The organism is Vibrio sp. FF266, from assembly GCF_041439695.1.
Classification (GTDB): Bacteria; Pseudomonadota; Gammaproteobacteria; order Enterobacterales; family Vibrionaceae; genus Vibrio; species Vibrio tasmaniensis_A.
The window spans coordinates 1-12966 of record NZ_JBGOOO010000063.1 but is presented as its reverse complement, the minus strand read 5'-3'; the positions used below and the strand labels follow the sequence as shown (position 1 = coordinate 12966).

9 protein-coding genes and 4 pseudogenes are annotated in these 12966 nt (G+C 43.0%); 4 read left to right on the top strand and 9 right to left on the bottom strand.

Annotation, left to right across the window (positions count from 1 at the left end; genetic code table 11):
* A pseudogene (locus tag ACED59_RS23220) lies at positions 1-138 on the bottom strand (transposase); the annotation flags it as partial.
* 79 nt (positions 139-217) lie between these two features.
* On the opposite strand from ACED59_RS23220, the pseudogene ACED59_RS23215 reads away from it, so the two are divergent.
* Positions 218-538: pseudogene (locus ACED59_RS23215) on the top strand (transposase); the annotation flags it as partial.
* 42 nt (positions 539-580) lie between these two features.
* The gene (locus ACED59_RS23210; protein WP_371691439.1) at positions 581-799 is read left to right on the top strand and encodes a hypothetical protein; all 219 of its coding nucleotides are present in this window, start codon (positions 581-583) and stop codon (positions 797-799) included.
* A gap of 69 nt (positions 800-868) precedes the next feature.
* On the opposite strand, the pseudogene ACED59_RS23205 reads toward ACED59_RS23210, so the two are convergent.
* Positions 869-973: pseudogene (locus ACED59_RS23205) on the bottom strand (AraC family transcriptional regulator); the annotation flags it as partial.
* A 108-nt stretch (positions 974-1081) separates the two neighbouring features.
* Entirely contained in the window at positions 1082-1450 is a 369-nt protein-coding gene (locus tag ACED59_RS23200) for an AraC family ligand binding domain-containing protein (RefSeq protein ID WP_277814463.1), read from the bottom strand.
* 398 nt (positions 1451-1848) lie between these two features.
* Here ACED59_RS23200 and ACED59_RS23195 point away from each other — a divergent pair, with 398 nt between their 5' ends.
* Positions 1849-3804 (top strand): methyl-accepting chemotaxis protein, encoded by a 1956-nt coding sequence (locus tag ACED59_RS23195; protein ID WP_017098238.1) that lies wholly within the window; start codon positions 1849-1851, stop codon positions 3802-3804.
* A 342-nt stretch (positions 3805-4146) separates the two neighbouring features.
* Here the strand turns inward: ACED59_RS23195 and ltrA are convergent.
* From ltrA to ACED59_RS23180, 3 genes and pseudogenes are all read right to left on the bottom strand, one after another.
* Positions 4147-5618: pseudogene (gene ltrA / locus ACED59_RS23190) on the bottom strand (group II intron reverse transcriptase/maturase).
* Positions 5619-6222: 604 nt separating this feature from the next.
* Complete coding sequence (locus tag ACED59_RS23185) at positions 6223-6492, bottom strand: hypothetical protein (protein WP_029223978.1); 270 nt, start codon at positions 6490-6492, stop codon at positions 6223-6225.
* Positions 6493-6676: 184 nt separating this feature from the next.
* Positions 6677-7231: a recombinase family protein gene (locus tag ACED59_RS23180; RefSeq protein ID WP_076678502.1), complete on the bottom strand. Its 555-nt coding sequence runs from the start codon at positions 7229-7231 to the stop codon at positions 6677-6679.
* A gap of 365 nt (positions 7232-7596) precedes the next feature.
* Between ACED59_RS23180 and ACED59_RS23175 the strand changes: the two genes are divergently transcribed.
* Complete coding sequence (locus ACED59_RS23175; RefSeq protein ID WP_017098254.1) at positions 7597-8586, top strand: IS5 family transposase; 990 nt, start codon at positions 7597-7599, stop codon at positions 8584-8586.
* Positions 8587-8864: 278 nt separating this feature from the next.
* Here the strand turns inward: ACED59_RS23175 and ACED59_RS23170 are convergent, their stop codons facing one another.
* The 3 genes from ACED59_RS23170 to ACED59_RS23160 form a co-directional block, all read right to left on the bottom strand.
* A complete protein-coding gene (locus ACED59_RS23170) occupies positions 8865-9740 on the bottom strand; it encodes a DnaJ C-terminal domain-containing protein (RefSeq protein WP_017096991.1) in 876 nt (291 codons plus the stop codon).
* 141 nt (positions 9741-9881) lie between these two features.
* Positions 9882-11771, bottom strand: coding sequence for a molecular chaperone DnaK (gene dnaK / locus ACED59_RS23165; RefSeq protein ID WP_102258078.1), 1890 nt, complete (start codon positions 11769-11771; stop codon positions 9882-9884).
* A gap of 178 nt (positions 11772-11949) precedes the next feature.
* Positions 11950-12369, bottom strand: coding sequence for an Hsp20 family protein (locus ACED59_RS23160; protein ID WP_017091829.1), 420 nt, complete (start codon positions 12367-12369; stop codon positions 11950-11952).
* Between the last annotated feature and the right edge of the window lie 597 nt (positions 12370-12966).

The window sequence follows — 12966 nt, the reverse complement described above, 5'->3', positions numbered from 1 at the left end:
AATCACTGAACCGACGTGGCCTCCCGCGCTTATTCTGTTTGCTTTGCGCCCACCCGCTTATCGCTTCTTCATCAATCCAAAAGGTCAAAGAGCCACGGTTAATAAGTGATTGGTTGTTTTGTAACGTGGTTTAGGCATGAGGCTACGAGAGATAGTGGACGTAGCAGATCAGATCGTAGGTTCTGGATTTAGTTCCATTGAATTACGCAACAAAGCCGCTAAGAAGCTTCAAGGTAAAGGTAAGTTAGGAGCGCTGTCTAAAACCCAGAAACTCTATGGGATAGAATCCCGCTTAAAAGGTGCGTCTATCGAGACACGAAAAGCTGAGCGTCAACGGCATGCTAAGCCGATACTGGATGAGATGTACGAGTGGATGACGACTCAACAAGTGATAGCTTCTAGCCCGCTGGGTAAAGCGATAAAATACACGCTCGGCCAATGGCCGAAGCTCATCCGCTATATTGATGACGGTCACTTATCGATAGACAATAATCGTGCTGAACGTGCAATAAAACCGCTGGATATAGGCAGAAAAAACTAGCTCTTCTCGACCAACCCTAACGGGGCTGAAGTGAGTGCGATGCTTTACAGTGTTGTTGCAAGTCAGGAGGGTGGTTGGTATAGCCCTGAAGGAGACGCATGTAACTACGGTAATGCTAATGTGTCGACATCTGACCGTGGGACCTCTTCGTGGGGACAAGACCCAACGGCTCAAACCTGCTTAGTTTCAATCAAAAAGTATCAGGAAAAAAAACGAAACATTGATTGTTTTGAAGGTCCAAAAGTGGTTAAAGGGTAGCTGCTTGTAAGCTAAACCTCACTTAACAATGAGCTCTGACTTCATTACGTCAGAGCTCTTTGTTAAGTGCTATACAGACGAAGTGGCATAACGTTTCGGAGTTATACCAAAAGCACGTTTAAAGTTTCTTGTTAAATGGCTTTGATCAAAAAAGCCGCACTCTAAAGCGGTATTAGCACAACTATCCCCTCATTACCGCATTCTTCTGTCTGTCCCGAATCGCTTTCGATGTTAGCTTTGCGTGATCACCATGCCTGCCAAAGAGCATTTCAAAGCAAACCGTCAGGATTCCTTTGTAATATCAAAAGCTGGCTCTTCTATAGCAATGTGCAACTGGCGAAGCAGACTAAAGAGTTCGGGGTCGTTTAGTATCGGTGATTTGATAAAGGGCAAAACATCCTGATCCGACTGCTCAAAATGGCGTTGTACCATCGCTAGTTCAAAGTAAAACATTCTATACTTCCAACCAGTGTGACAACCAGCAAAACCAGTATGAACTTCAGCAGGATTTATCGTCACGATCTGGTTTTCAGGAATAACGATATTATTGCCACGATAATAGAGACCTTCTGCCCCTTTCTCGATAACACCAATAGTAAGATCGTCATGCCAGTGCTTAGAAAATTCGAACTGTTGACAAGAGGCTTTCAGCAGTTCAGTACCTTCAAATGTGCCGCTTTGCCAAACCTTGGAAAATTACATCTACATAACCAGTTACTGTTTTGTCAGCAAATAGAGTTTATCGTCACATATAGTTAAGTAAAAGTGACTATTTCTTGAAGTGATAATTCAAATGTAGTTTTATACTCACTCCAACAATAGATATTTTCAGAATACAACATACCACAATAGAACAATCCCGTATTTGTTAAGTTTAGCCCATAAGAAGAGATAGTTAGCAAAGGCTATATCGGAAGATGGTAGCCAGAAAAACCGCTGAAAAAATAGCTCTGTTGATAGGTAGGTCAAACGATCTCAGTTAGATTTTAGGCCTAGATTACCATCTTTAAGTTAAATTTGGTTAACTTAAAATAACTAGAAGTGCCCACATGAACATAAAGAAGAAACTATTGATTGCCCAAGTCATCGGCATACTGATCCCTATTACTATCGTCTCTATTTTAGTTGCTAATATTCTAAAGAACCTCGCCTTGGATAATTTTGTATCCAGCAGTAACAACGAAATACGCCAGGTTGAAAATGCGGTTTCAATCTACTTTAAAGATATTGGAGAAAACCTCACCTATCTCGCAAAAAGCCCTCAATTGATCCATGCAGATGACAGCATAACTACCTACATGGGGAAACCGAGCGCAGAGATGACTCCGGAAGAAAATGGGTCTGTGGAACGGACTATTTACTCACTATTTGATCAGGTGGGTAAAACCCATCCTGAATATGCCTATATCTACATGGGAACTGAAGATGGTGGATTTATACAATGGCCTACAGGGGGAAGCCCTGAAAACTATGATCCTAGGGGCCGTCCATTTTATAAAGCTGCTAGCACCTCGCCTTCAGATATCGTTCGTGGACAGGCCTATTACTGGGAACCAGATGATGCTGTGATCTTAAGTACCACAAGGACATTTGACTCAAAAAATGGTCGAAGAGGTGGTGTTATTGCTATCGACGTTTCACTAAAAACTCTCACGGATATCATCAAAAATATCAAGCTTGGTGAAAACGGTTATCTAATGATGATCGAAGATTCAGGCAATATCCTGGTCGATGCAGGAAAGCCGGAAAACAGCTTTAAACAAATCGATGAACTTAGTGGAAGCTATCGCACAATTAATAATACAAAATCTGGCCTGGTCAATATTGAACTGGATGGACAAAGCTACATGGCTAATGTGTATGAATCTAAAGTGCTAGGCTGGAAGTTCGTTGGCATCATTAGTCAGGATGAAGTGATGAGCTCCCGTAATGAGACTCTGGAGCTCATTGTCTATACTGTGTCTGGGCTTATTCTCCTGTTCATATTTGTCGCTGCCCTATTCGCGAACACAATTGCTAAACCGCTACAAATTGTTTCTGACAGTCTTAAAGAAATCGCATCAGGTGAAGGTGATCTCACGAAGACAATCTCTATCGATTCCAAAGATGAAACTGGAAAACTGGCTAGTTACTTCAACCAATTCCTTGATGCAATAAAACTGATTGTTCTTCAAATCACCGAATCTGGTAAACAAATGCTTAACTCATCAGAGCAAGCGATCGAAATTGCAGGAAAAATGGCTGAAACATCGGATCGTCAAAGCCAAGCTCTGGAGCAAGTATCAACAGCATTCAATGAAATGGTTGCGACTGCCAACGAAGTATCTACTTCATGTGCTGCCGCAGCGGATTCTGCAACGGTTGGTCAAAAACTGGTTGATGAAGGTCGTCAGCATATTGATCTGGCAGTTCAAAGTGTCCACCTACTATCAGAAGCGCTAACTCAGTCTTCAAGCGAACTAAAGAGCCTAGAAAATGATACTCATGGAATCACTATGATTCTCGACACAATCAGAGATATTGCCGACCAAACTAATCTACTTGCATTGAATGCCGCTATTGAAGCAGCAAGAGCCGGAGAGCAAGGCCGAGGATTCGCTGTAGTTGCTGACGAAGTTCGCGCGCTCGCGAAGAGGACCGCAGATTCTACTCAGGAGATTGATGAGTTAGTCAACAGGCTTCAGGTTCAAACCAAACAAGTCACTCAACATATGAGTCATAGTCTCAATAATTCTAGCCAAACCGTAGAAATCACTCAGGCAGTACAGAGTAGCTTTCATGGAATTTCCAGTTCGGTTGACGTTATTCGTCAAATGAATATACAGATAGCAACAGCTGCAGAGCAACAGCATCAAGTTGCAGAAGAAATCAACGGTCATATTCATCAAATACATCAAGATGCTGTAGTGGTTAAGGATATTTCTAACAGTGCGAATGACAATGCCAAGGAGCTTGATGATATCGCTTTGAATCTGAATACCCTTGTTTCCAGATTCAGGACGTAATTGATTGGGCTAATCCAAAAAAGGTCTTCAATACAAAAATCAAACGCTCATTTGTGTATGCGTAGTCATAATTTCCACATACAATAAGCGTTGTGCAACAAACTAAAGGTGGTAGAAAATGTTCATTTCCGTTCGAGAGCAGCATCTTAACAAAGGACGTAAGTACTGCATTTTGCAGTACTAAAACTTATCCGAAGGGTAGATTCTGCCTCTGACCGCAAAACGATTTCTGTCGGGTGGACGACACTTGTTACCAAGTGCCGTCTCCCTAAGAACCCAGCGTGCAACTTTCACTGCACTAGGCTTAAGCCTCTACAAAGGCATCAAATGATACCCAGCAACTTATAAAGCAGTGAGAGCAGGTTCAATCCAAGAATTACGAGCTAGCCTTTTGTGTTTTCTCTTTCCCAAGTATTCTTGGTATTGAGGGTCGAAAGGTGTCACTGCGCTTCGGATCTTCACATGTCTTTCTATCGGCACTTTAGCTATTTGGAAAAGATTAAACTGGCAATCCATATCCTTTATCTTCTGCCAACCGTGAAACTGCCATTGGCCTTTTCGGTTGATGAAGTATTTCAAGGCGATCCAAGTTTTAGATTTTGTTGGATGTCGCCTTTTAGCCCAATGCCATAACGCTTGAAATAGTTTGTGACCGACATAACTGAATACCTGCTTAGCTACGCAGTGGCGATAATAGTTCGACCACCCTCTAAGCTTTGGGTTAATCAGTTTGATAAGGTCGTTCACCGGTAGGGTAACGTGCTTTTTGATGAGTCCGCGCAAGTTACTTAGGAACGTCAACGTATTGGCCTTGCTCGGTTTGATGAGCAGTTTTCCTTTGTACTTCCTATGGTTGAACCCAAGGAAGTCAAAACCGTCGTTGATGTGAGTAATGTGCGTTTTCTCTTCGGATAACGTTAAGCCTCGTACCGCTAAGAAGTCAGCAATCAGTGGTTTGATATCGTTCTCCAACACTTCCTTTGAAGCGCAGGTGACGACGAAATCGTCGGCATATCCAATAAAGTTAGCTCTTGCGCCTTTCTTAAGCGCGGTAGATTTAATGCGCTGTTCGAGACCCGATAACGTCATCAACATCAAGGTGGGGGATATAATTCCGCCTTGAGGCGTGCCTTCGTCGGTGTCGTAAAACAGCCCTTTGTCTACAAAGCCAGACTTTAGCCATTGCTTCAACATACGTTTATCAACAGCAACATTATCCATCAGCCATTGATGCCCAATTTTGTCGAAACAGGCTTTGATGTCCCCTTCAAGAACCCATTGTGCTGACCGTTTCTGACTCAAACAGATGAAACACTGGCCGATTGCGTCAGCCGTGCTGCGATTTGGTCTAAAACCATAACTATTAGGGTCGGCAAGCGTTTCGGACACAGGTTCTAATGCTAGAAGATGGAGAGCTTGTTGGGCTCTATCAATCATGCATGGAATACCCAGAGGCCTGAGCTTACCGTTCTTTTTGGGGATGTAGATACGCTTGAGTGGTTTAGCTTGATAAGCTTTCCGACTCAGTTGATTTACTGCTTTCATACGACGCGCGTCTGTGTTCCAGACAACGCCGTCTATTCCAGGCGTTTACTGCCTTTATTTTGAGAAACCCGCTTAACAGCAAGAAGTTCTGCTGAGCGAGAATGAGTCAGTATCCACTGCAATGCTTTAGCTTTGCCGTGTTTACCGTCTCTAGTTGCCTTTGCGATACGCATTTGAAGCTTTAAGACGTTCGCCTCTACGGCCTTCCAGTTAATGGATTGCCACTGTGCACTGTCAGAAGATGCACTAATCTCATTCGAAATCATCATTTGCTTTTCTTCCTTAATAAAGTTCTTCAAACTCTCTCGCAACGAGAGACCAGTTGGAAGTGGGCTCACTTTCGTGACCAGACACAAGTCTGTATCTACATCGTTACAATGCAGCCTTAGCTTTTTCCAACCTCCTATACCTGCATCACTATCGGCCACACAGGCTTTCCCAGAGGGAGTGATACAGGCTTACCATGTTCCGTATGCAGCGCGATGGTAGGTTAGGTGCCCGCTATGGTGCGAAGAGCGTGTTGATCACGAAAGAGCATTGGACAATCTCTTTCCTACTCTTAGTGCCTTTTGGCTACAGCGTATAAACCACTTCCGCTGCTTCGTAATATAACGCACCTTGAACGGATTCACGTGTGTTCACCATACTACCTGCCTAGCACTCACCCGATTTATGTGGTTATCAGGAGGAGCCTTCTCTCGCGATTTAGCTCCCGACAAGATAGTTTCTTGTCTTCGTTACATTGTCAGAGCCGCTACTTAATTCAGGCTCCTAGGCTCATCTGGTGATACAGATGGTCCATTCTTAACGCGATGGACAGCGCTGCATACGACCTCATGTCGCACGTCCAAAAATGAGTTTCAGAAGCATCGTTTAATCAAGCCAAGTGAGTACCTTATCAAACCCCTTTGGCGTTATATTGATGTACCAATCTAGATCCACTTTTTTGCGCATAACCAGTCCACACTCTTCAAGAGCTTTACATGAAACTCGGAAGTTGTTCGGGTGAATATCTCTCCCAAGCACTTGATTGACGGCCAGGTTGATGACGGTTGACTTACCTTCTTTTACTCCTTTAATGAACGCCTTGGCCAAACATCTTAAGACCTCTTTTTGAACCTGGCTCATTCTTGCTCTTTTCATTCTCTCTGCCTCTTAATCATTGCAACAATAATTAAATTAAAATTCTGAAAATTTGTTTATTTCATCAAGGGATAGGTTCGTGCTGGCTGCTATATGCTTGCATGTAGAGTCAGTATGAAGCCGACAGAGCGAAGCAACGTCAGTCAGCTCTTTACTCATTTAAAGAACAGCTTTGTTCGCGATTCTAAAGAGAGATATTTTTTCCTAGAACCTTATAGACCGTAGTCCTACTGCACTCTAACTCTTTACTGATCGCATGCTTGTTCATTCCTTGGCCTGCAAGCTCTTGAATACGTGTATGAAGCGTCTTATTAGGAAATCGGCCAAGATGCCTTCCTTCAGAGCGAGCACGCTCTCTGCCTTCATTACAACGCTGTAATATTCGTTTTCTTTCCATTTCAGCAAACGCCGATATGGTCGTATAAATAACTCGACCTACATCGCTATTGATATCTAAATCCCCCAAATCATGAAACACCAAACCCGCTTTCTTTTGCGCTAGTTGATCGGCAATTTGCAAAGCATCAATGGTATTTCGAGCAATGCGGTCGACTTTGGTAACATGAATAACATCTCCCTCCCTTGCAAAATCCAGCAACAGGTTAAGCTGTTTTCTATCAGAAGATTTACCGCTCGCTTGCTCTTGGTAAATTTTTTCACAACCAAGACGTTTAAGTTGTTCAAGTTGAACATCGAGCGTTTGGTCTTGGGTGCTAACACGAGCATAACCAATTTTCATAAAATGGCCTAAAAGTGAACTTAAAGATATTGATACACAAGTGTACATGTTCACTTTAAATTATAAAGACTAACTGAACAGTTATTAGATGATTGTGAGTAATGTCCATAAAGTTACACCTTAATGAACAGTTGTTAAAACAAAGCGGGGGAACAGCCTTAATCATTGCAACAATGATTAAGTCAAAAGAAAGATTTGGGTGCACCTTGGCATGGATCACAACACTGAATCAGGATACATGAGGTGATGATGAGCGTAAAACGCTTGTTCGGGGCGTTGTTGCATCGCTCGTATTTCGGAGCAGCACAATAATCACGAGGCTTCTACTGATATAATGCAGTTTTCGCCTCGAGGCTTACTTATCCATGCCAAACAAGTTTAACAATTCAAAGCGCCACCACATTCCAAAGCAAACCTATAAACTGACGAACTGGCCTGAATACAACCAATCATTGATGAACCGAGGACGAATCGATATTTGGATAAACGAAGAGCTCTTAGATACATGGAACCATAAAGACCGTACCTATGACGGCACTGGCTCTAGCCCTCACTATACTGATGAAGCTATATTGATATGTCATGAAATCCGAATGGTATTACGCTTACCCTTGCGTCAAGCTCAAGGTTATATTGATTCGTTATTTGACATGTTGGACTTCCCATTAACTTGCCCTAGCTACAGCCAACTTTCTCGTAGACTTCAAGGCCTAAATATCAAAACGCCACTCTACCCAAAGCAACATAACACACAGATTGAAAATAATGATGTCGTCGCGCTAACCATTGACTCTACAGGCTTAAAGAGGTTTGGTAGAGACGAATGGCATCAAGAAAAACACAAAGTGAGTAGTAAGCGTAGTTGGCGAAAAATGCATATTGGCTCCGATCACAGCCACTACATTAGAGCTGCAGTTATGACAGACAAGAACACGAAGGATGAGGCTGTAGTCGGAGATATTTGTGACCAAATAAGCGTACCGGTAGGACAAGTATTTGCGGATAAGGCCTATGACGAAAATACGGTATATGACACGTTAGATAGCCACTTCCCGGATGCTGATATTGTCATTCCACCCAAGGAAAATTTGCTCTACGATGAACAGCGAGACCATCGAGTACGAAGTCGAGCGATGATAGAAATTGCGGCGAAAGGTCAAATCGCCTGGCAAAAGAAGCACGAGTATGGAAAACGTGCTCATGGAGAATTGGCAATGCAGCGATATAAACGAACATTTGGTAACCAACTCCACAGCCGAAGTTTTAACAATCAAAAGATGGAAATGATGATTGCTTGTGGTGTTTTGAACCGCTTTACCGCAATGGGGATGCCTCAAAGTTATCGTTGCGCCTAAGATCTATCAAAAGACCAGAGGATTGAGCGATGCAACAGCGCCGGAATTTGTATGAGAGAGCCAGTTCCACCCTGGCAGGCGTGGAACTGTGGTCGATAATTAAAAACGGACAGCTCGATAATCCTGAAGGCTTATCTGCTTGGGAGCAATTTTACGCACTAGCAGCCTAATTACATCTAAAAACCAGTACACTTATACTTCATCATAATTTTGCGATACAACCCCACATTATACGGCTTTGGCTCTAGAGCTGGTTTTGTTCATTTTACTTTAAATGACTAAAGCGTTGCTCCAAATTGTTCTAACAACTCACGTTGTGCATCGGTTAGATTTTTGGGTATTTCAACTTGAACCTCCACCAATAGATCGCCCGCTTCACCTTTACGACTTGTCACGCCTTTCCCCGTCATCTTGAATTTGCGCCCTGTTTGAGTACCCGCTGGAATTTTGAGTTTAAAGCGACTGTCTAACACATTCACCGTAACTTCCCCCCCTAAAGCCGCAGTAACCATATCAACTTTGGTGTGACAAATAATGTCATTACCATCGCGGTCTAGAAACCCATGTGGTCTGGTTGCAATAATGAATAATAAATCCCCCGAAGGACCACCATTAACGCCTAAACCACCTTTACCGGAGTAACGTATCTTTTCACCATCTTTAATACCCGAAGGGATCTTAACTTTGATTTTTTTCTGTTTACCATTGATTAGCAATTCGACCGTTTTTTCAGCCCCTTGAACCACATCAATAAAGTCTACAGTAAGCGTATATTGGTGATCTTGACCTTTTTGTCCGCGTGGGCGCCCGTGTCCACCACGAGTTTGTGAGAAGAGATCCTCAAACCCTCCACCAAAGCCGCCGCCACGTTGGCGGAAGGCATCACTAAAGAAGTCTTCGAACCCACTGTGACCACCAAAACCACGATTCTCAGATTCAGTATGACAAAATTGGTCATACTGAATGCGCTTTTCTTTGTCTGTTAAAATTTCATAAGCATCTTTTACTTCTTTGAAATTCGCTTCTGCTGTCGCATCTCCGGGATTTTTATCGGGGTGATACTTCACCGCCAACTTCTTGTAGGCTTTTTTAATCTCTTTCTCCGAGGCTCCCTTAGATACACCTAGCACGCTGTAATAATCTCGTTTTGACATGCTAAAAACTCACTCAATTTCTCATTCAAACAAAAAAGGGCGTATGAGTGACCTCTTACGCCCTGAATACCAATAAGTTCACGTCTCCATGATACATAACTCAACGTTTAACAGCTCGAAAGCAATTATCCGTCAGTGGCGTTACTTCATTTCTTCAAACTCAGCATCAACAACATCGTCGTCCTGCTTAGGTTGTTCATCAGCTTGCTGTGCTTGTGCTTTCTGTTGAGTAATTTCCATTAGCTTTTGAGCTGCTTGCATAAGTTCTTGAACTTTAGCGTCGATCACTTCTTTTTCGTCACCAGACTTAGCTAATTCTAGAGCTTCGATAACCGCTTCGATTTTAACTTTCTCGTCTGCAGGTAGAGCTTCACCCGCTTCTTCTACTTGCTTCTTAGTACCGTGAATCATTTGGTCAGCTTGGTTACGTGCAATGACTAGCTCTTCGAACTTCTTGTCCGTTTCTTTGTTAGCTTCTGCCTCTTGTACCATTGCTTCGATCTCTTCCTCAGACAAACCACCTGATGCTTGTATCGTGATCTTTTGCTCTTTACCTGTTGCTTTATCTTTAGCAGATACGTTCAGGATCCCATCCGCGTCTAGGTCGAATGTTACTTCGATTTGTGGCATGCCACGTGGAGCTGGTTGGATACCTTCTAGGTTGAACTGACCAAGAGACTTGTTGTAAGTCGCTTGCTTTCGTTCACCTTGAAGAACGTGGATAGTTACTGCGCTTTGGTTGTCTTCAGCTGTAGAGAACACTTGCACCGCTTTAGTCGGGATAGTTGTGTTTTTCTCGATAAGCTTAGCCATTACCCCGCCCATCGTTTCGATACCGAAAGAGAGAGGAGTAACGTCAAGTAGTAAAACATCTTTAACGTCACCAGCTAGCACTGCACCTTGAACAGCAGCACCCATTGCAACAGCTTCGTCAGGGTTCACATCTTTACGTGGCTCTTTACCGAAGAATTCAGTTACTTTAGCTTGAACCATAGGCATACGAGTTTGACCACCCACTAAGATAACGTCAGTGATTTCGCCTACAGATAGGGCAGCATCTGCAAGAGCTACTTTTAGTGGCTCAAGAGAACGTTGAACTAGGTCTTCAACTAGAGACTCAAGCTTCGCTCGAGTCACTTTGATGTTCATGTGCTTAGGGCCATTCGCATCAGCCGTAACGTAAGGTAGGTTTACGTCAGTTTGAGTAGTAGAAGAAAGCTCGATTTTCGCCTTTTCTGCTGCTTCTTTAACACGCTGCATTGCTAGTGGATCAGTTTTAAGGTCGATACCTTGCTCTTTTTTGAACTCATCTACTAGGTAGTTAATCATGCGGTTATCGAAATCTTCACCACCAAGGTGAGTATCACCGTTAGTTGAAAGAACTTCGAAAGTTTTCTCACCTTCTACTTCATCAATTTCGATGATAGAGATATCGAATGTACCACCACCAAGGTCGTATACAGCGATAGTGCGATCACCACCTTGCTTGTCTAGACCGTAAGCTAGAGCAGCAGCAGTTGGTTCGTTGATGATCCGTTTAACATCTAGGCCTGCGATACGACCAGCATCTTTCGTTGCTTGACGCTGAGCATCGTTGAAGTAAGCAGGAACAGTAACAACTGCGCCAGTTACTTCTTCGCCTAGGAAGTCTTCAGCTGTTTTCTTCATTTTCTTAAGAACTTCAGCAGATACTTGAGGAGCAGCCATTTTTTGGCCTTGCGCTTCAACCCAGGCATCACCGTTGTCAGCCTTAACAATGTTGAAAGGCATGATTTCGATATCGCGTTGAACTTCTTCATCTTCAAAACGACGACCGATTAGACGCTTGATAGCGAATAGGGTGTTTTGAGGGTTAGTAACCGCTTGACGCTTCGCAGGTTGACCAACTAGCGTCTCACCTTCAGTGTATGCGATTACCGAGGCTGTTGTGCGTTCGCCTTCAGTATTTTCTAGTACGCGAGGTTTGTCGCCGTCAAGTACGGCAACACATGAATTTGTTGTCCCTAAGTCAATACCGATAATTTTACTCATAATAAGACCTCTCTTATTAAAATTATTTTTTCTAATGCAAAATATGTAATTCTATTCTTCTATATGAGTACAAGCGTTTAAGTCTTGCACTCTAGTGGTGATAAACAGCAATATTTTTAGACAAGGTTAGTAAAATCGAATACTAAAATCACCTTATCCGATCCTGTTTCCCCAGTCATTATTTGTGGATTGAGATCTGACGGGGTTGCATTGCTTCTGGGACTTCACGGACGAGGTCTACGTGCAGCAAACCATTTCCCATACTCGCTGCTTTAACGGTTACGTAGTCAGCCATCTGGAATTTACGTTCAAAGTTACGCTCTGCGATCCCTTGATAAAGGTAATTAGGTTTAGTTTCTACAGGCTGAACTTCACCGGAAACGATTAACATATTTTCGTTCTGGGTAAGAGTTAGTGCATCTTCAGAAAAACCAGCTACAGCCATCGTAATACGATAGTTGTTTTCGTCTTTCTGCTCGATGTTGTATGGAGGGTAGCCATTACAAGATGGCTTATTCGTGCTACTCTCCGCTAGGTTAAATAGACGTTCAAAACCAATGGCATGACGGTATAGCGGAGAAAAATCTACATTACGCATAATACTATCCTCATAAATAAGCAATAGTTCTTAGTGTTTAGTACACCAAGACCGGAGACAGACTCTATTGCACCACGTAGGCGCCGTAAGACATATGTTCCAGGTGTTAACAGGTTTAAGGAACTCGCTAATGTCGCATACTACAACGTCAACGTTCCTTGATTACAATTGCCCTAGCTTCCCTAAGAAGGCGAAGTGGGCAACTTAAGAACTTCATCTGTCAGTTCGTTTTTTTAAAATATTATCCCAAGAGAAACCTGTCAATACTAACATTAGGTTTTTTTGGTCATTTATAAATTGTTAATTTAGCAAAAGCGCTAGCTCGATTCTGTCAGATTCGATCTAACAGGTTCTTCGCTGGCTCATTCCTACACACAACCCAAATCGCGGCCTGGATCTGTCAGCATATAATGTATTTTAATGTGACACCCTAAGCGCCAAAACGCACATCAAAACAAAACCCTGAGCACTTAAACGTCCCCTCCCCCTTTGTCACAAATCGCAATGCTGGAAATACTGACCCGTAGTTGGTGTACAGAATGATGTGATCCGCTCGCTCGTGAAGAAACCATTCACCAAAGCCAGCGCCATTTAATT

Bases quoted from the DNA above. Each gene is read 5' to 3' on its own strand.
- ACED59_RS23185 (WP_029223978.1), bottom strand. From the start codon at position 6,492: ATGAAAAGAGCAAGAATGAGCCAGGTTCAAAAAGAGGTCTTAAGATGT.
- ACED59_RS23195 (WP_017098238.1), top strand. From the start codon at position 1,849: ATGAACATAAAGAAGAAACTATTGATTGCCCAAGTCATCGGCATACTG.
- ACED59_RS23170 (WP_017096991.1), bottom strand. From the start codon at position 9,740: ATGTCAAAACGAGATTATTACAGCGTGCTAGGTGTATCTAAGGGAGCC.
- ACED59_RS23175 (WP_017098254.1), top strand. From the start codon at position 7,597: ATGCCAAACAAGTTTAACAATTCAAAGCGCCACCACATTCCAAAGCAA.
- ACED59_RS23160 (WP_017091829.1), bottom strand. From the start codon at position 12,369: ATGCGTAATGTAGATTTTTCTCCGCTATACCGTCATGCCATTGGTTTT.
- dnaK (WP_102258078.1), bottom strand. From the start codon at position 11,771: ATGAGTAAAATTATCGGTATTGACTTAGGGACAACAAATTCATGTGTT.
- ACED59_RS23210 (WP_371691439.1), top strand. From the start codon at position 581: ATGCTTTACAGTGTTGTTGCAAGTCAGGAGGGTGGTTGGTATAGCCCT.
- ACED59_RS23180 (WP_076678502.1), bottom strand. From the start codon at position 7,231: ATGAAAATTGGTTATGCTCGTGTTAGCACCCAAGACCAAACGCTCGAT.